Source organism: Arthrobacter sp. NPDC056886, from assembly GCF_042788715.1.
Lineage (GTDB): Bacteria > Actinomycetota > Actinomycetes > Actinomycetales > Micrococcaceae > Arthrobacter.
On the sequence record NZ_JBHUBT010000003.1, the window covers coordinates 98,673 to 120,600 of the forward strand.

Below are 21,928 nucleotides of genomic sequence, written 5' to 3' on the forward strand. Positions count from 1 at the left end.
GCGCCGGTTAGAGTCAGACAGCTTGCAGCTGAAAGGTTCAACCAGGACGACGTTTCCGGTTTGCAGGGTTCTTGTGCAACGTATGCCACATTTTCGCATGCCTAGGGGCAATTCGGGTCGAAAGTCCTTGGACCCCGGCGTGCGGTCCGACTATTAAGGCTTCGCCTCAGCTGCTCTGGAGAGAACTTCAAAGCTCGGGCGGCGAGGCGCAGCGACAAGAGAGCGGCCGCCAACGGCCGCTCCGGATAAAACGGAGAACACGAGAGTGCCTACGATTAACCAGCTGGTCCGCAAGGGCCGCACGCCTAAGGTCAAGAAGACCAAGGCTCCCGCGCTTAACGGCAGCCCGATGCGCCGCGGTGTTTGCACCCGCGTTTACACGACGACCCCGAAGAAGCCGAACTCGGCTCTGCGTAAGGTTGCTCGCGTGCGCCTCAACGGCGGCATTGAAGTTACCGCGTACATCCCCGGCGTAGGCCACAACCTGCAGGAGCACTCCATTGTGCTCGTCCGCGGCGGCCGCGTGAAGGACCTTCCGGGTGTCCGCTACAAGATCGTCCGTGGCGCCCTCGATACCCAGGGTGTCAAGAACCGTAAGCAGGCTCGCAGCCGCTACGGCGCAAAGATGGAGAAGAAGTAATATGCCTCGCAAGGGTCCGGCCCCCAAGCGGCCGCTAGTTCTAGATCCCGTTTACGGCTCCCCGCTGGTCACCCAGCTCATCAACAAGGTGCTGGTTGACGGCAAGAAGTCCACCGCAGAGCGCATCGTTTACGGTGCACTCGAGGGTGCTCGCGCCAAGTCCGGCGGCGACCCCGTTGCAGCCCTCAAGAAGGCCATGGAGAACGTCAAGCCTTCGCTTGAGGTCCGCTCCCGCCGCGTTGGTGGCGCCACCTACCAGGTTCCCGTTGAGGTCAAGCCGGGCCGTTCCACGGCTCTCGCCCTCCGCTGGCTGGTTGGCTACTCCAAGGCCCGCCGTGAAAAGACCATGACCGAGCGCCTCCAGAACGAAATCCTGGATGCCTCGAACGGTCTCGGTGCCGCTGTGAAGCGTCGCGAAGACACCCACAAGATGGCCGAGTCCAACAAGGCCTTCGCACACTACCGCTGGTAATACTTCCCGGACGCCGCCGGCTCGACTGAGCCGGCGGCGAACGTGCAGTCCATCCGAAAGGGAGACACCGTGGCACAGGACGTGCTTACCGACCTTAGCAAGGTCCGCAACATCGGCATCATGGCCCACATCGATGCCGGCAAGACCACTACTACCGAGCGCATCCTGTTCTACACGGGTGTGAACCACAAGATCGGCGAAACGCACGACGGCGCTTCGACGACTGACTGGATGGAACAGGAAAAGGAACGCGGCATCACCATCACGTCTGCCGCCGTGACCTGCTTCTGGGAAAACAACCAGATCAACATCATCGACACCCCCGGCCACGTTGACTTCACGGTCGAGGTTGAGCGCTCCCTGCGCGTCCTCGACGGCGCAGTCGCAGTGTTCGATGGCAAGGAAGGCGTGGAGCCGCAGTCCGAGACTGTTTGGCGCCAGGCTGACAAGTACAACGTTCCGCGTATCTGCTTCGTCAACAAGATGGACAAGCTCGGCGCTGACTTCTACTTCACCGTCGACACCATCATCAGCCGCCTCGGTGCCAAGCCGTTGGTCATGCAGCTGCCGATCGGCGCCGAGAACGACTTCATCGGCGTCGTCGACCTCCTTTACATGCGCGCGCTGGTCTGGCCCGGCGACGCCAAGGGTGACGTCACCATGGGTGCGAAGTACGAGATCCGCGAGATCCCGGCTGACCTCCAGGCGAAGGCCGAAGAGTACCGCGCAACGCTCGTTGAGACTGTTGCCGAGGCCTCCGAGGAACTCATGGAGAAGTACCTCGAGGGCGAAGAGATCAGCATCGATGAGCTCAAGGCCGGCATCCGCAAGATGACGATCAACTCTGAGCTGTACCCGGTGTTCTGTGGTTCTGCATTCAAGAACCGCGGCGTCCAGCCGATGCTCGACGCCGTTGTGGACTACCTGCCGAACCCGCTCGACGTCCCGCCGATGATCGGTCACGATCCCCGCGACGAAGAGAAGGAGCTTACCCGTAAGCCCTCCTCTGAAGAGCCCTTCTCTGCGCTGGCCTTCAAGATCGCCGCACACCCCTTCTTCGGCCAGCTCACCTTCATCCGCGTGTACTCCGGTCACGTGGAAGCAGGCTCGCAGGTGGTCAACTCCACCAAGGGCAAGAAGGAGCGCATCGGCAAGCTGTTCCAGATGCACGCCAACAAGGAAATGCCCGTCGAGGGCGCTACCGCCGGCCACATCTACGCAGCGATCGGCCTGAAGGACACCACCACCGGTGACACCCTGTGCGATCCGGCCAACCAGATTGTGCTTGAGTCCATGAGCTTCCCGGAGCCCGTGATCTCGGTTGCGATCGAGCCGAACACGAAGGGTGACCAGGAGAAGCTCTCCACGGCCATCCAGAAGCTCTCCGCTGAGGACCCGACCTTCCAGGTCTCCCTCAACGAAGACACCGGCCAGACCATCATCGCCGGCATGGGCGAGCTCCACCTGGACATCCTGGTGGACCGCATGCGCCGCGAATTCAAGGTCGAGGCGAACGTTGGCAAGCCGCAGGTTGCTTACCGCGAAACCATCAAGCGTGCTGTAGAGCGTCACGACTACACGCACAAGAAGCAGACCGGTGGTTCCGGCCAGTTCGCAAAGATCCAGATCGCGATCGAGCCGCTGGACACTGCGGAAGGCGAGCTGTACGAGTTCGAGAACAAGGTCACCGGTGGCCGCGTTCCGCGCGAGTACATCCCGTCGGTGGACGCCGGCATCCAGGATGCGCTGAACGATGGCGTCCTGGCCGGTTACCCGGTTGTTGGCATCAAGGCGACGCTGATTGACGGCGCTTACCACGATGTTGACTCCTCGGAAATGGCGTTCAAGATCGCCGGCCGTATGGCTTTCAAGGAAGCCGCACGCAAGGCGAACCCTGTCCTGCTCGAACCGCTGATGGATGTCGAGGTCCGCACCCCTGAGGAATACATGGGTGAAGTTATCGGTGACCTCAACTCCCGCCGTGGCCAGATGCAGTCCATGGAAGATGCCCAGGGCGTCAAGGTTATTCGCGCACACGTCCCGCTGTCCGGCATGTTCGGCTACATCGGTGACCTGCGCTCGAAGACCCAGGGCCGCGCTGTGTACTCCATGACGTTCAACAGCTACGCCGAGGTCCCGAAGGCAGTCGCCGACGAGATCATCCAGAAGAACCGCGGCGAGTAGTCCTTAGGACCAATCGCAGCAACAAAAACTCGGATGTGTCTTCGCCAACGGAGATTCATCTGGTGCAAGTGGCCGGGCTCCGGTCAGCTGTAGTCCGGCCAGGCCGGAGTTCGGCCGCCTGCACGAACAGGCTCTAGGCACTAGCATTAGTACCTGAATCTGCAATTTCACCAATCCAAAGCCCCCCAAGTAGACTTACTGGAGTTTCTGCCGCGACAAGCGCGGCCGAAGGGTAAGTCATTTGAAAACGTTCTAGGAGGAACCTGTGGCAAAGGCAAAGTTCGAGCGGACTAAGCCGCACGTTAACATCGGTACCATTGGTCACGTTGACCACGGTAAGACGACGCTGACGGCCGCCATTTCCAAGGTGCTGTACGACAAGTACCCGACTCTCAACGAGAAGCGTGACTTCGCGTCGATTGACTCTGCTCCCGAAGAGCGTCAGCGCGGCATTACCATCAACATCTCCCACGTTGAGTACCAGACCGAGAAGCGCCACTACGCACACGTAGACGCTCCGGGTCACGCTGACTACATCAAGAACATGATCACCGGCGCTGCTCAGATGGACGGTGCAATCCTCGTGGTTGCCGCCACTGACGGCCCGATGGCTCAGACCCGTGAGCACGTTCTGCTCGCCCGCCAGGTTGGCGTTCCCTACCTGCTGGTCGCGCTGAACAAGGCTGACATGGTCGATGACGAGGAACTCCTCGACCTCGTCGAAATGGAAGTTCGTGAGCTCCTCAGCTCGCAGGGCTTCGATGGCGACGAAGCTCCGGTCATCCGCGTTTCGGGCCTGAAGGCTCTGGAGGGCGACCCGGAGTGGGTCAAGTCCATCGAGGACCTCATGGAAGCTGTCGACAACTCGGTTCCGGACCCCGTACGTGACCGTGACAAGCCCTTCCTGATGCCGATCGAAGACGTCTTCACGATCACCGGCCGTGGCACCGTTGTTACGGGCCGCGCCGAGCGTGGAACCCTCGCGATCAACTCCGAGGTCGAGATCGTCGGCATCCGCCCGGTCCAGAAGACCACGGTTACCGGTATCGAGATGTTCCACAAGCAGCTCGACGAAGCATGGGCCGGCGAGAACTGTGGCCTCCTGCTCCGCGGTCTGAAGCGCGACGATGTCGAGCGTGGCCAGGTTGTCGTCAAGCCGGGTTCCATCACCCCGCACACCGACTTCGAGGCTAACGTCTACATCCTCTCCAAGGACGAAGGCGGGCGTCACAACCCGTTCTACTCCAACTACCGCCCGCAGTTCTACTTCCGCACCACGGACGTAACCGGCGTTATCACCCTGCCGGAAGGCACGGAAATGGTTATGCCTGGCGACAACACTGAGATGACCGTTGCGCTCATCCAGCCGATCGCAATGGAAGAGGGCCTCGGCTTCGCTATCCGCGAAGGCGGCCGCACCGTTGGTTCAGGACGCGTCACCAAGATCGTCAAGTAATTACTTGCTGATCTGATGCTTGACCACTGATCAGCCTGCCGTCAGGCAGCTGAACAGAGGATCGGGAACAGCCCCGCTGCACTTGCAGCGGGGCTGTTCCTTTTAAGTTCCTGATACCTTTGCAGGAAGGGAAAGGAGCTCACCATGGGCTGGTTCATTTTTCTGCTGATCGTCGTCGCGGTTGTCGTCGCCTTCTTCTGGGCGAAGAAGCACTTCCGCCAGGAGATTGACCGCGCCAAGCGCATCAACCGGGCAAACCGCGACCAGTAGCGGCCGCGCTGCGCGCGCGACCCGCCGGGACTCAGGCCCGCCGGGCCCGGGCGAGGGCCTGGTACCAGTAGTAGGACTCCTTCGGCGTTCGCTGGAGGGACGTGAAATCCACGTGCACCAGGCCGAAGCGCTGGGAATAGCCGGCCGCCCATTCAAAGTTGTCCATGAGCGTCCAGACGTAATAGCCGAGCAGGTCGACGTCGTGCGCCACGCCCCCGGGGGAGGTGGCCTCCACCGCCTGGCTGAGGTGTGCGGCGAGGTAGCGGATGCGCCCGGCGTCGGGGATGGGGCCGGTGACGTGGTCCGGCTCCGGGAAGCTCGCCCCGCTCTCGGTGATATAGACCGGCGGCAACAACTCACCGTATCTGTCCTTCAGCTCCCGCAGCAGGATTCCCAGATGGTCCGGAGCGACGGGCCAGCCGAATCCCGTGAGCTCGTACTCCGGGAACGCGGCCATGTGGAACGGTATTTTCAGCATCGCCGCCGCGGGTCCGGAGGGGCTGTCGACGCCGCGCCCGGTGGCTACCTTCACGGGGTAGTAGTAGTTCAGGCCGTAGAAATCCAGCGGCTGGTGGATCGTGGCCAGGTCCGCATCGGTGATCCTCCGCAGTGAACGGAACCACGGCCGGGCGATCAGCGGCGGCTGGGGAAAACGGCCCAGGAGGATCGGGTCCGCGTAGAGCCGGTTCAGCACGAGGTCGAAGACCGTGGCCAGCAGCCTGTCGGTTAGCGAGCCGGAAGCAGGCCGGACGGGTGAATGCAGGTTTGTGACGCCGACGGCGCCAGTCACGCCCGCCGCCCGCAGCGCCTGCACCGCCAGGCCGTGGCCCAAGAGTTGATGGCACACCGACGGCAGGGCATCGAAGAGCAGGCCATGGCCGGGCGCATGGACGTCCAGGGCGTAGCCATTGAGAGTGACCGAGGCGGGCTCGTTCAGGGTCACCCACTGCGCCACGCGATCACCGAACCGCCTGCCGGCAGCCGCGCTGTACTCGGCGAACTTCTCCGCCGTCGAACGGTTCATCCAGCCGCCACGGTGCTCGAGGGGCAGCGGCGTATCCCAGTGGTAGAGGGTGGCCATCGGCGAGATACCGGCGGCGAGCAGCCGGTCGATCAGGCGGTCGTAGAAGTCCAGTCCCGCGGCGTTGAAGCGGCCCGTGCCCTCAGGCTGGACCCGCGGCCACGAGATCGAGAAACGGTAGGAGTCGATCCCGAGCTCCCGCATCAGCGCAATGTCGTCCTCCGCCCGGTTGTAGTGGTCGCAGGCGACGGCGGGGGAGTGGCCGTGCAGGATGTTGCCCGGCTTTTCGGCGAACGCGTCCCAGCCGGAGGGTCCACGGCCGCCGGCCGCGAGGTTCCCCTCGATCTGGAACGCCGCGGAGGCAACGCCCAGGGTGAATCCAGGGCTCAGGCGGGCGGCAAGGGCCTGAACTGCTACAGAATCCTGCACAGTCATGCACCCATCATCCAATCGACGGCGATTCAGGACAATGGGCTACCCGGCAGGGATTGCACTGCCCCCGGCTGCCGGCCGTGACTGCACTGCAGTGATTGCACTGCTGTGACTGCACTCCAGCGATTGCACGGCCGTGCAGGGGGCTGATTCGCTTCTGCCCGCAAATTCCGGCATACTAGATGAGTTGTTCAAGCGCTCTTTCGCGTCCCGATCCGGATAATGCCGGGTGCCAGGGTCCAAGTGAGAGACCAAACATAACCCACTCCCCATGGAATTGCGGACGCGTATGTGTGAAAACGTACGACACGCCCGACCGCGGGGGTCGGTTACGTCGGCCGGTTGAGGAACCCGGATTCTTCCGGATTCAGCTTGTGCGGCGGATGGTAGTCACGACTTCAAATGCTTCGGCAGCCATACAACTAGTAAGTGAACAGGGCAGCCCTAATCAGGGGAAGCACAGACTGAAAGAGAGTCAGGCGACATGGCGGGACAAAAAATCCGCATCCGGCTGAAGTCATACGACCACGAGGTCATTGACGTTTCAGCACGGAAGATCGTTGAGACGGTCACGCGCGCAGGCGCAACTGTAGTTGGCCCCGTGCCGCTGCCGACGGAGAAGAACGTGTACTGCGTTATTCGCTCTCCGCACAAGTACAAGGACAGCCGCGAGCACTTTGAAATGCGCACGCACAAGCGTCTTATCGACATCATCGATCCCACGCCCAAGGCTGTTGATTCGCTCATGCGTCTCGACCTGCCGGCCGACGTGAACATCGAAATCAAGCTGTAGGGAGGTGCTGAGAGACTATGACCGCAACCCGTAACGTAAAGGGCCTGCTGGGCACGAAGCTCGGCATGACCCAGGTCTGGGACGAGAACAACAAGCTCATCCCCGTCACTGTGGTCCAGGCTGACTCGAACGTCATCACGCAGCTGCGCAATGCAGACACTGATGGCTATGTCGCCGTTCAGATCGGCTACGGCCAGATCGATTCCCGCAAGGTCACCAAGCCGCTGGCTGGTCACTTTGAAAAGGCAGGCGTCACGCCTCGCCGCCACGTCGTAGAACTGCGCACTGCAGATGCTGCCTCTTACGAGCTGGGCCAGGAGCTCTCCGTAGAGCTCTTCGAAGCCGGCCAGAAGATCGACGTCGTTGGCACCACCAAGGGTAAGGGCTTCGCCGGTGTTATGAAGCGTCACGGCTTCCACGGCGTTGGAGCTTCCCACGGTGCCCACAAGAACCACCGTAAGCCCGGTTCAATCGGTGGCGCATCCACCCCGAGCCGCGTCTTCAAGGGCATGAAAATGGCCGGCCGCATGGGCGCCGTTCGTCACACCACGCTGAACCTCACGGTCCACGCGGTTGACGTCGAGAAGTCGCTGCTCCTGATCAAGGGCGCCGTCCCCGGCGCCCGCGGCCAGGTCGTACTCGTACGCACCGCCGTGAAGGGAGCCTAGTTCAATGACTAGCACTGTCAAGGTTGACCTGCCTGCAGAGATCTTCGACGTACAGACCAACGTGCCGCTGCTGCACCAGGTTGTCGTTGCCCAGCTCGCTGCTGCTCGCCAGGGTACCCACAAGACCAAGACCCGCGCCGAGGTTTCCGGTGCAGGTCGCAAGCCGTTCAAGCAGAAGGGCACCGGCCGCGCCCGTCAGGGTTCCATCCGTGCTCCTCACATGACCGGTGGTGGCGTTGTCCACGGCCCCACGCCGCGTGACTACAGCCAGCGCACCCCCAAGAAGATGATTGCTGCTGCACTGCGCGGCGCACTCTCGGACCGCGCCCGCAACGGCCGCGTCCACGTCATTGCTGACCTGGTTGCCGGCTCCAAGCCGTCCTCCAAGGAAGCACTGGCAACCCTGCGCGGAGTTTCCGAGCGCAAGAACCTGCTCGTTGTCATTGAGCGCGCCAACGATGTTGCTGCACTGTCCGTGCGCAACCTCACGGATGTTCACGTTCTGTACGCAGACCAGCTGAACACCTACGACGTTCTCGTTTCCGACGACGTAGTCTTCACCAAGGCTGCCTACGAAGCATTTGTTGCTAACAAGGTTGCAAAGAACGAGGAGGATGCCAAGTGAGCGCAGCCACCATCAAAGACCCGCGCGACGTCGTGCTTGCACCCGTCGTCTCGGAAAAGAGCTACGGCCTGATCGATGAGGGCAAGTACACCTTCCTGGTGGACCCCCGCTCGAACAAGACCGAGATCAAGCTGGCCGTGGAGAAGATTTTCTCCGTCAAGGTCGAATCGATCAACACCATCAACCGTGCCGGTAAGCGCAAGCGCACCAAATTCGGCTGGGGTACCCGCAAGAACACCAAGCGTGCAATTGTGAGCCTCAAAGAAGGCACTATCGACATCTTCGGCGGTCCGCTTTCATAAGCGGAGACCACTTTAACGAGGAAATAAATTATGGGAATCCGTAAATACAAGCCGACTACCCCGGGCCGTCGTGGCTCGAGCGTAGCGGACTTCACTGAAATCACGCGGTCGACGCCGGAAAAGTCGTTGGTACGTCCCCTCCCGAAAAAGGGTGGCCGTAACAACTCCGGTAAGATCACGACCCGTCACAAGGGTGGTGGACACAAGCGCCAGTACCGTCTGATCGACTTCCGTCGCCACGACAAGGACGGCGTCAACGCCCGCGTTGCCGAAATCGAGTACGACCCGAACCGTACGGCTCGGATCGCGCTCCTGCACTACGTTGATGGCACCAAGCGTTACATCATCGCCCCGAACAAGCTGTCCCAGGGCGACTTCGTAGAGGCCGGCGCCGACGCTGACATCAAGCCCGGCAACAACCTTCCGCTGCGCAACATCCCGGTCGGTACCGTAATCCACGCAGTCGAACTGCGTCCGGGTGGCGGCGCCAAGATGGGCCGCTCTGCCGGCGCATCGATCCAGCTCGTTGCAAAGGAAGGCCGTTTCGCCCAGCTGCGTCTGCCTTCCGGCGAAATCCGCAACGTTGACGTGCGCTGCCGCGCAACGATCGGCGAGGTCGGCAACGCCGAGCAGTCGAACATCAACTGGGGCAAGGCCGGCCGTATGCGGTGGAAGGGCGTTCGCCCGACCGTCCGTGGTGTCGCCATGAACCCGGTTGACCACCCCCACGGTGGTGGCGAGGGTAAGACGTCCGGTGGACGTCACCCCGTCAACCCGAACGGTAAGCGCGAAGGCCGCACCCGCCGTCCCAACAAAGAGAGCGACAAGCTTATTGTTCGTCGCCGTCGTACTGGCAAGAACAAGCGATAGGAGCCTGGACACATGCCACGCAGCCTGAAAAAAGGTCCTTTCGTTGACCAGCACCTCTTTGTAAAGGTAGCCAGGGAAAACGAAAAGGGCACCAAGAACGTCATCAAGACCTGGTCCCGCCGTTCGATGATCGTCCCCGACATGCTCGGCCACACGATCGCCGTACACGACGGACGCAAGCACATCCCCGTGTTTGTCACTGAGTCGATGGTCGGGCACAAGCTCGGCGAATTCGCTCCCACGCGGACATTCCGCGGCCATGTCAAGGACGACCGTAAGGGCAAGCGCCGCTAGGCGCCTGCACTTACGTCAAAGACGAGAGAAGGAAAGCAATGGAAGCCAAGGCAATTGCGCGTCACATCCGCGTAACGCCTATGAAGGCCCGGCGCGTCGTCAACCTTGTTCGTGGTAAGCAAGCGAATGAGGCTCTGGCAATTCTGAAGTTTGCCCCCCAGGCAGCTTCGGAGCCGGTATTCAAGGTAGTTCAGTCGGCAATCTCCAACGCCCGGGTCCTCGCGGACCGCGACGGCGTGGCGTTTGACGAAGGTGACCTCATCATCAGCGAAGCGTTTGTTGATGAAGGCCCGACCATGAAGCGGTTCCAGCCGCGAGCCCAGGGTCGTGCATTTCAGATCAAGAAGCGCACGAGCCACATCACCGTGGTAGTCGCTACCCCGGAGAAAGAGGAGGCTCGCTAAGTGGGACAGAAAGTTAACCCGCACGGGTTCCGACTCGGCATCACCACCGATCACGTATCGCACTGGTTTGCTGACAGCACCAAGGCCGGCCAGCGGTACAAAGACTTCGTTCGCGAAGACATCCGTATCCGCCAGCTCATGTCCACGGGCATGGAGCGCGCCGGTATCGCCAAGGTCGAAATCGAGCGCACCCGCGACCGTGTCCGTGTGGATATCCACACGGCACGTCCGGGCATCGTCATCGGCCGCCGCGGCGCTGAAGCAGACCGCATCCGCGGCGAGCTTGAGAAGCTCACGGGCAAGCAGGTACAGCTGAACATCCTCGAGGTCAAGAACCCCGAGATGGAAGCCCAGCTTGTTGCCCAGGGCGTTGCAGAGCAGCTGACTTCCCGCGTGGCTTTCCGCCGTGCGATGAAGAAGGCCATGCAGTCCGCACAGCGTGCCGGTGCCAAGGGCATCCGGATCGCTTGCTCGGGTCGACTGGGCGGCGCAGAAATGTCCCGCTCGGAGTTCTACCGCGAAGGCCGTGTGCCCCTGCACACCCTGCGCGCGAACATCGACTATGGCTTCTACGAGGCCAAGACCACCTTCGGCCGCATCGGCGTGAAGGTCTGGATCTACAAGGGCGACGTCACTGCCAAGGAACTGGCTCAGCAGGCAGCTGCTGCTCCGTCCCGTGGCCGTGCCGGCGACCGCCCGGGCCGCCCGGGTGGCGCCGACCGTGGTGACCGCCGCCGTCGTCCCGACCGCCCCGCAGCTGAGGCAGCACCTGCTGCCGCTGAGGCTCCGGCTGTCGAAGCAGCAGCTGCACCGGCAGTAGAAGGAGGACAGGCTTAAATGCTTATCCCACGTCGAGTAAAGCACCGTAAGCAGCACCACCCGGGTCGTTCCGGCGCTGCTACGGGCGGTACCCAGGTCTCCTTCGGTGAGTGGGGCATCCAGGCTCTGAGCCCGGCCTACGTCACGAACCGTCAGATCGAGTCTGCCCGTATCGCGATGACTCGCCACATCAAGCGTGGCGGAAAGGTCTGGATCAACATTTACCCGGACCGTCCGCTGACGAAGAAGCCGGCCGAAACCCGCATGGGTTCCGGTAAGGGCTCTCCGGAATGGTGGGTCTCAAACGTCAAGCCGGGCCGAGTTCTCTTCGAACTCTCCGGTGTCAGTGAAGAGGTAGCTCGCGAGGCCCTGCGCCTGGCAATCCACAAGCTGCCGTTGAAGGCACGCATTGTGCGTCGCGAAGGTGGTGAGTAGAAATGGCAGTAGGATCCAAGGAACTTGCATCCGCACAGCTGGACGGTTTCGACAACGAGCGTCTCGTTGAAGAACTCCGCAAGGCCAAGGAAGAGCTGTTCAACCTGCGTTTCCAGTCCGCCACCGGTCAGCTGGAGAACCACGGTCGTCTGCGCGCGGTAAAGAAGGACATCGCCCGCATCTACACCGTTCTCCGTGAGCGCGAGCTGGGCATTCGTGCCGAGGTTGCCGCACCGGTTGTGGAAGCCAAGGAAGAGAAGAAGTCCAAGAAGGCTGCAACCAAGAAGGCCGACAAGGCTGAAACGGTTGAATCCGAGGAGGATGCCAAGTGAGTGAAAAGGACGAGAACGTGACGGAAACTGTTTCCGGCGCAGCCAAGGCTGACGAGCGCGGTTACCGTAAGACGAAGCGCGGCTACGTCGTCTCGGACAAGATGGAAAAGACCATCACTGTCCAGGTCGAAGACCGCGTGAAGCACGCCCTCTACGGCAAGGTCATCCGCCGCAACGCCAAGATCAAGGCACACGACGAAGAGAACAGCGCCGGCATCGGCGACCTCGTGCTCCTCGCCGAGACCCGCCCGCTCTCCGCTACCAAGCGGTGGCGTCTGGTCGAGATCCTCGAGAAGGCCAAGTAACACCTGCACTTAGCTGCCTGGTGATACAGCAGAAGCCCTCGTTTCCCTTTGGGGGAGCGGGGGCTTCTGCGTTGCCTGCGGTCGGCGTAGGAGCCGTTGCAGGGGGCTGAGGGGTCGGACGCCGTGCGAACGTCCTTGTCACGCAGGACAGGCTTTGGGGAGGCTCAGGACGCCGGCGGGCCGGGTTTCCGGGGGTGCGCTGCGGCAGGCGGGGCCAAAGCCTGTCATGAGTGACGCCGTCGTCGGCAGCTGCGGTGTCTTGCCGTGCTGCGGTGCTGCGTAGCGCCGTCGGGAGTGTTGGCCGGCGTGTGCTGGCGCCGCGGCTGTGATATGGGGATACGCCCGAAACGTGCTAAGATTTTGAGTTTGTATGGCGCCTTTAGCGCGCCGTCATCAACCTCGTAAACAATCGTGCCACGGCATAGTGCCCCCTCGCGCCCCGACTCGTCGGGAACCTCCTGGGAAGCAAATGTTTTTGGCACGGGCGTTTAGGCCTGGTCTGGCAAAATCCAGGCAGGTCAAGAGACACCCCGATCAACCGTTCCGCAAGGCTCATTCCGTAGGAAGATTTTCGGTCTGAGAACCAGCGCGACGCAAGGAGTAAATAGTGATTCAGCAGGAGTCGCGACTCAAGGTCGCCGACAACACGGGTGCTAAGGAAATCCTTACCATTCGCGTTCTCGGTGGATCTGGCCGTCGCTACGCAGGCATTGGCGACGTAATCGTCGCTACCGTCAAGGACGCAATTCCGGGCGGCAACGTAAAGAAGGGCGACGTCGTCAAGGCTGTCATCGTCCGTACCAAGAAGGAACGCCGCCGTGCGGATGGTTCCTACATCAAGTTTGACGAGAACGCAGCCGTCATCCTGAAGAACGACGGTGACCCCCGCGGTACCCGTATCTTCGGACCGGTTGGTCGTGAACTTCGTGACAAGAAGTTCATGAAGATCGTTTCTCTGGCTCCGGAGGTGCTCTAGTCCATGGCTAAGATCAAAAAGGGTGACCTCGTTCAGGTCATCACTGGCGCCAAGGCTGAGCGCGGCGGCGACAAAGGCAAGCAGGGCAAGGTTCTGCGCGTATTCCCGGAGACCAACCGCGTGTTGGTTGAAGGCATTAACCGCGTAACCAAGCACACCAAGGTCGGTCAGTCGCAGCGCGGCACCAAGACCGGTGGCATTGAGGTCGTCGAGGCTTCGATCCACATCTCCAACGTGGCTCTGGTTGACCCGTCCACCAAGAAGCCCACCCGCGTCGGTTTCCGCACCGAGACCGTTGAGCGCGATGGCGTGAAGCGTGAAGTGCGCGTCCGCGTGGCCAAGAGCTCAGGGAAGGACATCTAATGACTGAGACTCTCGAGACTCCGGCAAGCAAGATCGTTCCTCGTCTGAAGACCAAGTACGCCGATTCCATCAAGAACTCGCTGACTGAGGAATTCAAGTACCAGAACGTCAACCAGGTTCCCCGCCTGGTCAAGGTCGTTGTGAACATGGGTGTTGGAGATGCCGCCAAGGACTCCAAGCTGATCGACGGCGCTGTCCGCGATCTGACCCTGATCACCGGCCAGAAGCCGCAGGTAACCAAGGCCCGCAAGTCGATCGCACAGTTCAAGCTGCGCGAAGGCATGCCGATCGGTGCACACGCAACTCTGCGTGGGGACCGCATGTGGGAATTCCTGGACCGTCTGGTCACGCTGGCTCTGCCGCGTATCCGTGACTTCCGTGGCCTCAGCGGCAAGCAGTTCGATGGCAACGGCAACTACACCTTCGGTCTGACCGAGCAGGTTATGTTCCACGAGATCGACCAGGATTCCATCGACCGCGTTCGCGGCATGGACATCACCGTCGTGACCACTGCCAAGACCGACGACGAAGGCCGCGCGCTGCTCAAGGCGCTTGGCTTCCCGTTCAAGACCGAAGACTAATCTAGCTACGTAAAAGGTCCGACCGCGCCGGTTCCGAACTCTGTTCGGGACAAACGGCACGGCGGAAACCGTTATGAGGAAGGGCAAGAGCCCACATGACAATGACAGATCCCGTCGCAGACATGCTTACGCGTCTGCGCAACGCTAACTCGGCATACCACGATTCCGTGTCCATGCCGTACAGCAAGCTCAAGGCACGCGTTGCCGACATCCTGAAGGCTGAAGGTTACATCGCCTCCTGGAAAGAAGAAGACGCTGAGGTTGGCAAGAAGCTGACCCTCGAGCTCAAGTTCGGTCCGAACCGCGAGCGTTCAATCGCTGGCGTTCGTCGTATTTCCAAGCCGGGACTGCGCGTTTACGCAAAGTCCACCAACCTGCCGCACGTGCTCGGTGGCCTGGGTGTCGCAATCCTGTCCACCTCTTCCGGCCTCTTGACTGACAAGCAGGCCGGCAAGAAGGGCGTGGGCGGCGAAGTCCTCGCTTACGTCTGGTAACGGGAAAGGAAGAGAATAATGTCACGTATTGGACGTCTCCCCATCACCGTTCCTGCCGGCGTTGAGGTCAAGGTTGACGGCTCTGTCGTCAGCGTCAAGGGTTCCAAAGGCGAGCTGAGCCACACTGTGGCCAGCCCGATCGAGGTTTCCCTGGAAGATGGCACCCTGACTGTCGCCCGCCCGAACGACGAGCGCGCCTCACGTTCGCTGCACGGCCTGACCCGCACCCTGATCGCCAACATGATCCAGGGTGTCACCGCAGGCTACGAGAAGAAGCTTGAGATTGTCGGTACCGGTTACCGCGTCCAGGCCAAGGGTTCTGACCTGGAGTTCGCTCTGGGCTACAGCCACCCGGTTAACGTCTCGGCACCGAACGGCATCACCTTTGCAGTTGAGACCCCGACCAAGCTCTCTGTTTCAGGTATCTCCAAGCAGCAGGTCGGCGAGGTTGCTGCCAACATTCGCAAGCTGCGGAAGCCGGACCCCTACAAGGGCAAGGGCATCCGTTACGCAGGCGAAGTCATCCGCCGCAAGGTCGGAAAGGCTGGTAAGTAACCATGGCGATCGCAATTAACAAGAAGCGTACGAACAAGAGCAAGTCTGCCCAGCGCAGCCGCCGCCAGCTTCGTATCCGCAAGCGCATCTCCGGTACGGCTGTACGCCCGCGTCTGGTCGTCAACCGTTCCGCACGTCACGTATTCGTCCAGGTTGTCGATGACACCAAGGGCCTGACCGTGGCAAGCGCCTCCACACTGGAAGCCGACCTTCGTGCATTCGACGGTGACAAGACCGCCAAGGCCAAGCGCGTTGGCGAACTGGTCGCCGAGCGTGCCAAGGCTGCCGGTATCGAAGCAGTTGTCTTCGACCGCGGTGGTAACAAGTACCACGGCCGGATCGCCGCCGTCGCTGACGGCGCACGTGAAGGTGGGCTGGCACTGTGACCGAAAATAACGAAAAGGACATTCAGGTGACTGAAGCTGTAGCTGCTCCGGCAACTGAGACCGCTGCGCCTGCTACCACTGACGACCGCCGTGGTGGCGCCCGTCGTGGCGAGCGTGGCGACCGCGGCCAGGGCCGTGGCGACCGTGGCGGCCGTGGTGGCCGTGACGGCGGCCGCGAGGCCGAGAAGAGCCAGTTCGTAGAGCGCGTTGTAACCATCAACCGCGTTTCCAAGGTCGTCAAGGGTGGTCGTCGCTTCAGCTTCACCGCCCTCGTCGTCGTCGGTGACGGCAACGGTATGGTCGGCGTCGGCTACGGCAAGGCCAAGGAAGTTCCCGCCGCCATCGCGAAGGGCGTTGAAGAGGCCAAGAAGTCCTTCTTCCGCGTTCCCCGCATCGGCAACACCATCCCGCACCGCGTTCAGGGTGAGGCCGCCGCAGGCGTCGTCATGCTGCGTCCGGCTTCCGCCGGTACCGGTGTTATCGCCGGTGGCCCGGTCCGTGCAGTACTGGAGTGCGTGGGCATCCACGACATCCTCTCCAAGTCGCTCGGTTCCTCCAACGCCATCAACATCGTTCATGCGACCGTTGATGCCCTGAAGCGCCTCGAAGAGCCGGCAGCAGTGGCAGCACGCCGCGGCCTCCCGCTCGACGAGATCGCTCCGCCGGCAATGGTGAAGGCTCTCCTGAACCAGAAGGCAGGTGTCTGAGTCATGGCTAAGAACGTGCTCGTCTCCGATGCAAAGTTGGAGATCACTCAGATCAAGTCCGCCATTGGCGGCAAGCAGAACCAGCGCGACACCCTGCGGTCCCTCGGCCTGAAGCGGATCGGACACACCGTTGTCCGCACCGCTGACGCCGTGACCGTCGGGATGCTCAACACGGTTCCGCACCTGGTAAAGGTAGAGGAGGCGAAGTAAATGGCAGAGAAGAACACCGCCGAAAAGGCACAGGGCGCCGCTGAGAAGCAGAACGCACTGAAGGTTCACCACCTGCGTCCCGCCCCGGGTGCCAAGACCGCCAAGACCCGTGTTGGTCGTGGTGAAGGTTCCAAGGGTAAGACCGCCGGTCGCGGTACCAAGGGTACGAAGGCCCGCTACCAGATCAAGGCTGGCTTTGCCGGCGGCCAGCTGCCGCTGCACATGCGCCTGCCGAAGCTGCGCGGCTTCAAGAACCCGTTCCGGGTTGAGTACCAGGTTGTAAACCTGGACAAGCTCAACGAGCTGTTCCCGGAAGGTGGCGCAGTCACCGTGGAGAACCTGGTCGAAAAGGGTGCCGTTCGCAAGAACCAGCCCGTCAAGGTGCTGGGCACCGGCGACATCACCGTCAAGGTTGACGTCACCGTCCACGCATTCTCGGCCAGCGCCGCTGACAAGATTGCCGCAGCAGGCGGAAGCACCACCGCCCTCTAACGAGGCGGCGGGGCAGTTGCCCGTTGTTGAAAACTCCCGGTACCAGGGGCTCAGGCCCCCGGTGCCGGGAGTTTTTTTCAATTTCCGGGCCCCGCCGATTGTTCGCCGGACGCCTCCACCCGTTAGACTCGGTTGTTGGGTTTATTTGACCTGTCTCACACGACTTTACTTATTACTCAGGAGGACGCTTGCTTAGCGCATTCGGCCGGGCCTTTCGCACGCCTGATCTGCGACGCAAGTTGTTGTTCACGCTGGGAATCATCACAATCTTCCGCTTGGGTGCCTTCATCCCCTCGCCTGGTGTGAGCTACCAGAATGTCCAGCAATGCTTGCAGAACGGTCAGACCACGGGCGGGATCTACCAGCTCGTCAACCTGTTCAGCGGCGGTGCATTGCTGCAGGTGTCCATTTTTGCCCTGGGCATCATGCCCTACATCACCGCCAGCATCATCGTCCAGCTGCTCCGGGTGGTCATTCCCCGGTTCCAGCAGCTGTATGAGGAGGGCGCATCGGGGCAGTCAAAGCTGACCCAGTACACCCGGTACCTCACCATCGCGCTCGGCCTGCTCAACGCCACGACACTGGTGTCGCTGGCGCGGTCCGGCCAGCTGCTGCCGAACTGCCAGCTGCCCATCATCCCGGACAGCTCCATCGTCACCACGGTCCTGATCATCATCACGCTCACGGCCGGCACCGGCCTGATCATGTGGATGGGCGAGCTCGTGACGGAGAAGGGCGTCGGCAACGGCATGTCCCTGCTCATCTTCACGTCCATCGCGGCAGGCTTCCCGGGCTCGCTCGGTGCGATCTGGAAGGCACAGGGCCCCGGCACCTTCTTCCTGGTCCTGGTTATCGGCCTGCTCACCGTGGCCCTCGTGGTCTTCGTGGAACAGTCCCAGCGCCGGATCCCGGTGCAGTACGCCAAGCGCATGATCGGCCGCCGCACCGTCGGCGGTACCAGCACCTACATCCCCATCAAGGTGAACATGGCCGGCGTCGTGCCCGTCATCTTTGCCTCGTCCATGCTGTACCTGCCGGGGCTGATCTCGCAGTTCAACCAGCCCAAGGCCGGCGAGCCGATGCAGCCCTGGGTTGAGTGGATCAACAACAACCTGACCAAGGGCGATCACCCGATCTACATGGCACTGTATTTCGCCATGATTGTGTTTTTCACCTACTTCTATGTTGCGATTACTTTCAACCCTGAAGAGGTCTCGGACAACATGAAGAAGTACGGCGGCTTCATTCCGGGCATCCGCGCCGGCAAGCCGACCGCGGATTATCTTCAGTACGTCCTATCCCGGATCACCCTGGCCGGAGCCATTTACCTCGGCTTCGTGGCACTGATCCCGCTGGTTGCACTTGTCCTGATCAACGCGAACCAGAACTTCCCGTTCGGCGGCACCTCGATCCTGATCATGGTGGGCGTCGGTCTGGAGACCGTGAAGCAGATTGATGCGCAACTACAGCAACGTCACTACGAAGGGCTTTTGCGATGACGAGAATGTTGATTATCGGACCTCCCGGCTCCGGCAAGGGAACGCAGGCGGAACGCATTTCGGAACGCCTCGGCGTCGTTGCGATCTCCACCGGAGACATCTTCCGCGCCAACGTCAAGGGTGAGACTCCGCTCGGCGTCGAAGCCAAGAAGTACATGGACGCCGGCGACTTCGTCCCGGACAGCGTCACCAACAAGATGGTGCGCGACCGTCTCAGCGAGGACGACGTCGAGGCAGGCTTCCTGCTGGACGGCTACCCCCGCACCACCGCACAGGTGGACTACCTCGATGAGATCCTGGCCGGCGCCGACCAGAAGCTCGACGTCGTGCTCCAGCTCACCGCGGACGACGAGGAACTGGTTACCCGCCTCTTGGGCCGTGCCAAGGAAACTGGCCGCAGCGACGACAACGAAGGCGTTATCCGTCACCGGCTGGACCTCTACCACGAGCAGACCGAACCTGTCGTGGCCAAGTATGCCGAGCGCGGCATCCTGACCCAGGTGGACGGCATCGGCCGCATCGACGAAGTTACCGAGCGCGTCATGGAAGCGATCAAGTCGGCCCAGGCCGCCTGATCCGCATCCGCTGACGCAGCACAGAAGGGCGCGTTCCGTACCATCGTGTACAGGACGCGTCCTTCGCTGTTGGACGGGCCGCAGGCAGTCCGTTCCGGGCTGCTGTGCCGGTGCGGGAGAATAGAGCTTGAAGACTTGGGTTGATGACCCATGGTGGAGCCCCGAGTGAAGCGCCACCGGACCGCGAGAGAAAACACTGAGGTACAGATGGCATTCGGCCAGGCACGCATTGAATACAAGACCAACGCCCAGATGCGCACGATGCATGAGGCCGGGCTTGTCCTGAGCCGGGCCCTGGATGCGGCGGTGGCCGCCGCGGCCCCGGGTGTCACCACGGCCCGGCTGGACGAGGTCTTCGCCGCCGTGCTCCAGGACGCCGGCGCCAAATCCAACTTCCTCGGCTACCACGGGTTCCCGGCCACGATCTGCACCTCGGTGAATGAGGAAGTGGTTCACGGCATCCCCGGCAGCCGCGTGCTGCAGGACGGCGACATCATCTCGATCGACGGCGGCGCGATCGTGGACGGATGGCACTCCGATTCGGCGCGGACCGTGATTGTCGGCACCGCCGATCCCGAGGACGTGCGCCTGTCCGAGGTCACCGAGGGAGCCATGTGGCGGGGCATCGCGGCCCTGGCCACCGGAAAATTCGTGGGCGATATCGGCAACGCGGTGGACGACTACGTTTCCTCTGTGCCCGGCAAGCCGCTGGGCATCCTGGAGGACTACGTGGGCCACGGCATCGGCTCCGAGATGCACATGGCGCCGGACGTGCTGAACTACCGAACCGGCCACCGCGGGCCGAAGATCCGCCCGGGGCTGTGCCTTGCCATCGAGCCCATGCTGGTCCGCGGCAGCATCGACACCGCCGTCCTCGACGACGACTGGACCGTCGTCACCACGGACGGCAAGCGCTCCTGCCAGTGGGAGCACTCTGTCGCCGTGCACGAGAAGGGGATCTGGGTCCTCTCGGCACCGGACGGGGGAGCGGCGAAACTGGCGCCGCTCGGCGTCGTGCCCGTCCCGATCCCCTGACGCGCAAGTTTTCCGGCGACACGCAAAATCCCTGGCGACACCCGAATACGGGTAGCGCCAGGGATTTTGCGCGTCGCAGGGCAGTTGGCGCCGCTGCAGGCGGGGGTTTACGCCGGGGCGCACAATAGAGCCATGGGAGCAACGGGAGCGATCACCGACGTCGCCGGGATCCGGATAGGCCATGTCCAGAAGTCCGACGGCGGCTGGCTGAGCGGGGTCACAGTGATTCTGCCGCCGCCGGGAACAGCGGGCTCGGTGGACGTCCGCGGCGGCGGGCCCGCGACGCACGAGACGGACTCGCTGGATCCCACCACGCTGTCCCAGACCGTGGACGCCGTGGTCCTCACTGGGGGCAGCGCGTTCGGCCTCGCAGCCGCGGGCGGAGCCATGCGCTGGTGCGAGGAGAACGGCCGCGGCTTCCCCGTCCCCGGCGGGCTTGTTCCGATCGTGCCTGCGGCCGCGATCTTCGACCTGGGCCGCGGCGGCGATTTCTCCGCCCGCCCGGGCGAGGCGATGGGCTACGCGGCTACGGCCGCCGCGGCAGAGCAGCCCGAAGGGCACGACGTCGAACGCGGCAACGTGGGCGCCGGCACGGGAGCGGCAATCGGTCGGGGCGCCTACAAGGGGGGAGTGGGCACCGCCTCCATCACCCTGGAGAACGGGGTGACCGTCGGCGCCATTGCAGTCGTCAACGCGCTGGGGCTGCCTTTTGACACGTCGCGGCAGAGGGTTTCGGCTGTTGGGGCGGAACCTGCGCCGGAAGGTCCACGCGTGCCGGTGGCCGCGCCGACGGACCCGCCGCCGCTGAACACCACACTCGTCGTCGTCGCCACCGATGCGGTCCTGGACACGGCAGACTGCAAGCGGACGGCCTCGGCCGCCCACGCCGGGCTGGCCCGGGCACTGGCGCCCAGCCACACGCTCGCTGACGGGGACACCGTGTTCGCCCTGGCGACGGGCGCCGTCGCACTTGACCGCAGCACCCCGGCGGCCCGGCAGGTAAGCCTCATTACATTGCAGAGCGCGGCCGCCGACGTCGTCCGGCTTGCCATCCTTGACGGGATCTCGCGGGCGGAGGCAGTGACGACGGCGGCCGGGACGTTAGGTGCGTACGGACGCTGAGTGCGCTACGATGGCTGGATTTAACTCCGGATTTAACAATCGGACCGCAATGGCGTAGTGTTGTCTGTTGGTTGTCTGCCCCGTTGTGCCCTTTTGTGGTCGGGTGGCGTCAACCAACCAATCAAAAACGTCCGCGGTCATGACCGGTGCAAACCGGGAGGCTGCGGCAACAACAGTTAGCGGAGGGTATGGCCAAGAAGGACGGGGTCATTGAGATCGAGGGCGTTGTGACCGAGGCGCTGCCCAACGCGATGTTTCGCGTTGAGCTCACCAACAAGCACATCGTTCTGGCACACATCTCTGGAAAGATGCGCCAGCACTACATCAGGATCCTCCCCGAGGACCGCGTAGTGGTGGAGCTGAGCCCTTACGACCTGACACGTGGTCGTATCGTCTACCGCTACAAGTAAACACTGGGCGGCCAGGGCAACAGCCGAGGGCCGGTCCAGCTGACACACGCAAAGGAACGCCATGAAGGTCAAGCCGAGCGTCAAGCAGATCTGCGAAAAGTGCAAAGTGATCCGCCGTAATGGCCGGGTCATGGTGATCTGCGAGAACCCGCGCCACAAGCAGCGCCAGGGCTAATTTCCCTCACGGGAAATCCTGGGTTG

Annotated in this window: 32 protein-coding genes; 31 read left to right on the top strand and 1 reads right to left on the bottom strand. The window is 62.3% G+C overall.

Going from position 1 to position 21,928, the window contains the following annotated elements:
* Window positions 1-265: 265 nt before the first annotated feature.
* The 5 genes from rpsL to ACFRJ8_RS06215 all read left to right on the top strand — a co-directional run bounded on the left by rpsL (window position 266) and on the right by ACFRJ8_RS06215 (window position 5,022).
* On the top strand, window positions 266-640 hold the full coding sequence (rpsL, locus tag ACFRJ8_RS06195) for a 30S ribosomal protein S12 (RefSeq protein ID WP_018773658.1): 375 nt from the start codon (window positions 266-268) through the stop codon (window positions 638-640).
* A gap of 1 nt (window position 641) precedes the next feature.
* Entirely contained in the window at window positions 642-1,112 is a 471-nt protein-coding gene (rpsG, locus tag ACFRJ8_RS06200) for a 30S ribosomal protein S7 (protein WP_011692813.1), read from the top strand.
* A 69-nt stretch (window positions 1,113-1,181) separates the two neighbouring features.
* A complete protein-coding gene (gene fusA, locus ACFRJ8_RS06205) occupies window positions 1,182-3,296 on the top strand; it encodes an elongation factor G (protein WP_091563357.1) in 2,115 nt (704 codons plus the stop codon).
* A gap of 265 nt (window positions 3,297-3,561) precedes the next feature.
* Window positions 3,562-4,752 (top strand): elongation factor Tu, encoded by a 1,191-nt coding sequence (gene tuf, locus ACFRJ8_RS06210; RefSeq protein WP_090575294.1) that lies wholly within the window; start codon window positions 3,562-3,564, stop codon window positions 4,750-4,752.
* 144 nt (window positions 4,753-4,896) lie between these two features.
* A complete protein-coding gene (locus ACFRJ8_RS06215) occupies window positions 4,897-5,022 on the top strand; it encodes a hypothetical protein (protein ID WP_302847324.1) in 126 nt (41 codons plus the stop codon).
* Window positions 5,023-5,053: 31 nt separating this feature from the next.
* Here the strand turns inward: ACFRJ8_RS06215 and ACFRJ8_RS06220 are convergent, their stop codons facing one another.
* Window positions 5,054-6,478, bottom strand: coding sequence for a GH1 family beta-glucosidase (locus ACFRJ8_RS06220; protein ID WP_377985275.1), 1,425 nt, complete (start codon window positions 6,476-6,478; stop codon window positions 5,054-5,056).
* Window positions 6,479-6,959: 481 nt separating this feature from the next.
* Here ACFRJ8_RS06220 and rpsJ point away from each other — a divergent pair, with 481 nt between their 5' ends.
* The 26 genes from rpsJ (at window position 6,960) to rpmJ (ending at window position 21,902) form a co-directional block, all read left to right on the top strand.
* A complete protein-coding gene (rpsJ, locus tag ACFRJ8_RS06225) occupies window positions 6,960-7,268 on the top strand; it encodes a 30S ribosomal protein S10 (protein ID WP_003803825.1) in 309 nt (102 codons plus the stop codon).
* Window positions 7,269-7,285: 17 nt separating this feature from the next.
* A complete protein-coding gene (gene rplC / locus ACFRJ8_RS06230) occupies window positions 7,286-7,936 on the top strand; it encodes a 50S ribosomal protein L3 (RefSeq protein WP_377985276.1) in 651 nt (216 codons plus the stop codon).
* 4 nt (window positions 7,937-7,940) lie between these two features.
* A complete protein-coding gene (gene rplD / locus ACFRJ8_RS06235) occupies window positions 7,941-8,561 on the top strand; it encodes a 50S ribosomal protein L4 (protein WP_377985277.1) in 621 nt (206 codons plus the stop codon).
* Complete coding sequence (gene rplW, locus ACFRJ8_RS06240) at window positions 8,558-8,863, top strand: 50S ribosomal protein L23 (protein ID WP_018773664.1); 306 nt, start codon at window positions 8,558-8,560, stop codon at window positions 8,861-8,863. The genes rplD and rplW overlap by 4 nt, the downstream gene beginning before the upstream one ends.
* A gap of 30 nt (window positions 8,864-8,893) precedes the next feature.
* The gene (gene rplB, locus ACFRJ8_RS06245; RefSeq protein WP_091563104.1) at window positions 8,894-9,733 is read left to right on the top strand and encodes a 50S ribosomal protein L2; all 840 of its coding nucleotides are present in this window, start codon (window positions 8,894-8,896) and stop codon (window positions 9,731-9,733) included.
* 12 nt (window positions 9,734-9,745) lie between these two features.
* The gene (gene rpsS / locus ACFRJ8_RS06250; RefSeq protein ID WP_018773666.1) at window positions 9,746-10,027 is read left to right on the top strand and encodes a 30S ribosomal protein S19; all 282 of its coding nucleotides are present in this window, start codon (window positions 9,746-9,748) and stop codon (window positions 10,025-10,027) included.
* 38 nt (window positions 10,028-10,065) lie between these two features.
* The gene (gene rplV / locus ACFRJ8_RS06255) at window positions 10,066-10,431 is read left to right on the top strand and encodes a 50S ribosomal protein L22 (RefSeq protein WP_003803798.1); all 366 of its coding nucleotides are present in this window, start codon (window positions 10,066-10,068) and stop codon (window positions 10,429-10,431) included.
* Window positions 10,432-11,268 carry a 30S ribosomal protein S3 gene (rpsC, locus tag ACFRJ8_RS06260; RefSeq protein ID WP_377985278.1) on the top strand — a complete coding sequence of 279 codons (837 nt, stop codon included), beginning with the start codon at window positions 10,432-10,434 and terminating at the stop codon, window positions 11,266-11,268.
* Window positions 11,269-11,685 (top strand): 50S ribosomal protein L16, encoded by a 417-nt coding sequence (gene rplP, locus ACFRJ8_RS06265; protein ID WP_018773668.1) that lies wholly within the window; start codon window positions 11,269-11,271, stop codon window positions 11,683-11,685.
* Window positions 11,686-11,687: 2 nt separating this feature from the next.
* On the top strand, window positions 11,688-12,017 hold the full coding sequence (gene rpmC / locus ACFRJ8_RS06270) for a 50S ribosomal protein L29 (protein ID WP_091563107.1): 330 nt from the start codon (window positions 11,688-11,690) through the stop codon (window positions 12,015-12,017).
* A complete protein-coding gene (rpsQ, locus tag ACFRJ8_RS06275) occupies window positions 12,014-12,322 on the top strand; it encodes a 30S ribosomal protein S17 (protein ID WP_377985279.1) in 309 nt (102 codons plus the stop codon). Before rpmC ends, rpsQ begins: the two co-directional genes overlap by 4 nt.
* Window positions 12,323-12,929: 607 nt before the next feature.
* The gene (gene rplN, locus ACFRJ8_RS06280; protein WP_003803789.1) at window positions 12,930-13,298 is read left to right on the top strand and encodes a 50S ribosomal protein L14; all 369 of its coding nucleotides are present in this window, start codon (window positions 12,930-12,932) and stop codon (window positions 13,296-13,298) included.
* A gap of 3 nt (window positions 13,299-13,301) precedes the next feature.
* Window positions 13,302-13,661: a 50S ribosomal protein L24 gene (gene rplX / locus ACFRJ8_RS06285; RefSeq protein ID WP_024366125.1), complete on the top strand. Its 360-nt coding sequence runs from the start codon at window positions 13,302-13,304 to the stop codon at window positions 13,659-13,661.
* The gene (gene rplE, locus ACFRJ8_RS06290; protein ID WP_091563108.1) at window positions 13,661-14,242 is read left to right on the top strand and encodes a 50S ribosomal protein L5; all 582 of its coding nucleotides are present in this window, start codon (window positions 13,661-13,663) and stop codon (window positions 14,240-14,242) included. Before rplX ends, rplE begins: the two co-directional genes overlap by 1 nt.
* A gap of 95 nt (window positions 14,243-14,337) precedes the next feature.
* Window positions 14,338-14,736: a 30S ribosomal protein S8 gene (gene rpsH / locus ACFRJ8_RS06295; RefSeq protein WP_056425243.1), complete on the top strand. Its 399-nt coding sequence runs from the start codon at window positions 14,338-14,340 to the stop codon at window positions 14,734-14,736.
* A gap of 18 nt (window positions 14,737-14,754) precedes the next feature.
* On the top strand, window positions 14,755-15,291 hold the full coding sequence (rplF, locus tag ACFRJ8_RS06300) for a 50S ribosomal protein L6 (protein ID WP_011692797.1): 537 nt from the start codon (window positions 14,755-14,757) through the stop codon (window positions 15,289-15,291).
* Between the two features lie 2 nt (window positions 15,292-15,293).
* Complete coding sequence (rplR, locus tag ACFRJ8_RS06305) at window positions 15,294-15,677, top strand: 50S ribosomal protein L18 (protein ID WP_018773674.1); 384 nt, start codon at window positions 15,294-15,296, stop codon at window positions 15,675-15,677.
* 26 nt (window positions 15,678-15,703) lie between these two features.
* Window positions 15,704-16,384 (top strand): 30S ribosomal protein S5, encoded by a 681-nt coding sequence (gene rpsE, locus ACFRJ8_RS06310; protein ID WP_377985280.1) that lies wholly within the window; start codon window positions 15,704-15,706, stop codon window positions 16,382-16,384.
* Between the two features lie 3 nt (window positions 16,385-16,387).
* Entirely contained in the window at window positions 16,388-16,594 is a 207-nt protein-coding gene (rpmD, locus tag ACFRJ8_RS06315; RefSeq protein ID WP_018773676.1) for a 50S ribosomal protein L30, read from the top strand.
* Window positions 16,595-17,086 (top strand): 50S ribosomal protein L15, encoded by a 492-nt coding sequence (gene rplO, locus ACFRJ8_RS06320; RefSeq protein WP_018773677.1) that lies wholly within the window; start codon window positions 16,595-16,597, stop codon window positions 17,084-17,086.
* A gap of 188 nt (window positions 17,087-17,274) precedes the next feature.
* Complete coding sequence (secY, locus tag ACFRJ8_RS06325; RefSeq protein ID WP_277526272.1) at window positions 17,275-18,585, top strand: preprotein translocase subunit SecY; 1,311 nt, start codon at window positions 17,275-17,277, stop codon at window positions 18,583-18,585.
* 5 nt (window positions 18,586-18,590) lie between these two features.
* Window positions 18,591-19,160 carry an adenylate kinase gene (locus ACFRJ8_RS06330; RefSeq protein ID WP_377985281.1) on the top strand — a complete coding sequence of 190 codons (570 nt, stop codon included), beginning with the start codon at window positions 18,591-18,593 and terminating at the stop codon, window positions 19,158-19,160.
* A 207-nt stretch (window positions 19,161-19,367) separates the two neighbouring features.
* Window positions 19,368-20,195, top strand: a complete 828-nt coding sequence (gene map / locus ACFRJ8_RS06335; protein ID WP_377985584.1) for a type I methionyl aminopeptidase — start codon at window positions 19,368-19,370, stop codon at window positions 20,193-20,195.
* A 132-nt stretch (window positions 20,196-20,327) separates the two neighbouring features.
* Window positions 20,328-21,317, top strand: a complete 990-nt coding sequence (locus ACFRJ8_RS06340) for a P1 family peptidase (RefSeq protein WP_377985282.1) — start codon at window positions 20,328-20,330, stop codon at window positions 21,315-21,317.
* Between the two features lie 188 nt (window positions 21,318-21,505).
* Window positions 21,506-21,727: a translation initiation factor IF-1 gene (infA, locus tag ACFRJ8_RS06345; protein ID WP_009358723.1), complete on the top strand. Its 222-nt coding sequence runs from the start codon at window positions 21,506-21,508 to the stop codon at window positions 21,725-21,727.
* A 61-nt stretch (window positions 21,728-21,788) separates the two neighbouring features.
* A complete protein-coding gene (rpmJ, locus tag ACFRJ8_RS06350; protein WP_009358722.1) occupies window positions 21,789-21,902 on the top strand; it encodes a 50S ribosomal protein L36 in 114 nt (37 codons plus the stop codon).
* Window positions 21,903-21,928: the final 26 nt, after the last annotated feature.

What these genes read in the sequence shown, in the direction of transcription:
- rpsG (WP_011692813.1), top strand. Translation starts at nt 642, where the DNA reads ATGCCTCGCAAGGGTCCGGCCCCCAAGCGGCCGCTAGTTCTAGATCCC.
- ACFRJ8_RS06215 (WP_302847324.1), top strand. Translation starts at nt 4,897, where the DNA reads ATGGGCTGGTTCATTTTTCTGCTGATCGTCGTCGCGGTTGTCGTCGCC.
- ACFRJ8_RS06220 (WP_377985275.1), bottom strand. Translation starts at nt 6,478, where the DNA reads ATGACTGTGCAGGATTCTGTAGCAGTTCAGGCCCTTGCCGCCCGCCTG.
- rpsJ (WP_003803825.1), top strand. Translation starts at nt 6,960, where the DNA reads ATGGCGGGACAAAAAATCCGCATCCGGCTGAAGTCATACGACCACGAG.
- rplC (WP_377985276.1), top strand. Translation starts at nt 7,286, where the DNA reads ATGACCGCAACCCGTAACGTAAAGGGCCTGCTGGGCACGAAGCTCGGC.
- rplD (WP_377985277.1), top strand. Translation starts at nt 7,941, where the DNA reads ATGACTAGCACTGTCAAGGTTGACCTGCCTGCAGAGATCTTCGACGTA.
- rplB (WP_091563104.1), top strand. Translation starts at nt 8,894, where the DNA reads ATGGGAATCCGTAAATACAAGCCGACTACCCCGGGCCGTCGTGGCTCG.
- rpsS (WP_018773666.1), top strand. Translation starts at nt 9,746, where the DNA reads ATGCCACGCAGCCTGAAAAAAGGTCCTTTCGTTGACCAGCACCTCTTT.
- rplV (WP_003803798.1), top strand. Translation starts at nt 10,066, where the DNA reads ATGGAAGCCAAGGCAATTGCGCGTCACATCCGCGTAACGCCTATGAAG.
- rplP (WP_018773668.1), top strand. Translation starts at nt 11,269, where the DNA reads ATGCTTATCCCACGTCGAGTAAAGCACCGTAAGCAGCACCACCCGGGT.
- rpmC (WP_091563107.1), top strand. Translation starts at nt 11,688, where the DNA reads ATGGCAGTAGGATCCAAGGAACTTGCATCCGCACAGCTGGACGGTTTC.
- rplX (WP_024366125.1), top strand. Translation starts at nt 13,302, where the DNA reads ATGGCTAAGATCAAAAAGGGTGACCTCGTTCAGGTCATCACTGGCGCC.
- rplE (WP_091563108.1), top strand. Translation starts at nt 13,661, where the DNA reads ATGACTGAGACTCTCGAGACTCCGGCAAGCAAGATCGTTCCTCGTCTG.
- rpsH (WP_056425243.1), top strand. Translation starts at nt 14,338, where the DNA reads ATGACAATGACAGATCCCGTCGCAGACATGCTTACGCGTCTGCGCAAC.
- rplF (WP_011692797.1), top strand. Translation starts at nt 14,755, where the DNA reads ATGTCACGTATTGGACGTCTCCCCATCACCGTTCCTGCCGGCGTTGAG.
- rplR (WP_018773674.1), top strand. Translation starts at nt 15,294, where the DNA reads ATGGCGATCGCAATTAACAAGAAGCGTACGAACAAGAGCAAGTCTGCC.
- rpmD (WP_018773676.1), top strand. Translation starts at nt 16,388, where the DNA reads ATGGCTAAGAACGTGCTCGTCTCCGATGCAAAGTTGGAGATCACTCAG.
- rplO (WP_018773677.1), top strand. Translation starts at nt 16,595, where the DNA reads ATGGCAGAGAAGAACACCGCCGAAAAGGCACAGGGCGCCGCTGAGAAG.
- ACFRJ8_RS06330 (WP_377985281.1), top strand. Translation starts at nt 18,591, where the DNA reads ATGTTGATTATCGGACCTCCCGGCTCCGGCAAGGGAACGCAGGCGGAA.
- map (WP_377985584.1), top strand. Translation starts at nt 19,368, where the DNA reads ATGGCATTCGGCCAGGCACGCATTGAATACAAGACCAACGCCCAGATG.
- ACFRJ8_RS06340 (WP_377985282.1), top strand. Translation starts at nt 20,328, where the DNA reads ATGGGAGCAACGGGAGCGATCACCGACGTCGCCGGGATCCGGATAGGC.
- infA (WP_009358723.1), top strand. Translation starts at nt 21,506, where the DNA reads ATGGCCAAGAAGGACGGGGTCATTGAGATCGAGGGCGTTGTGACCGAG.
- rpmJ (WP_009358722.1), top strand. Translation starts at nt 21,789, where the DNA reads ATGAAGGTCAAGCCGAGCGTCAAGCAGATCTGCGAAAAGTGCAAAGTG.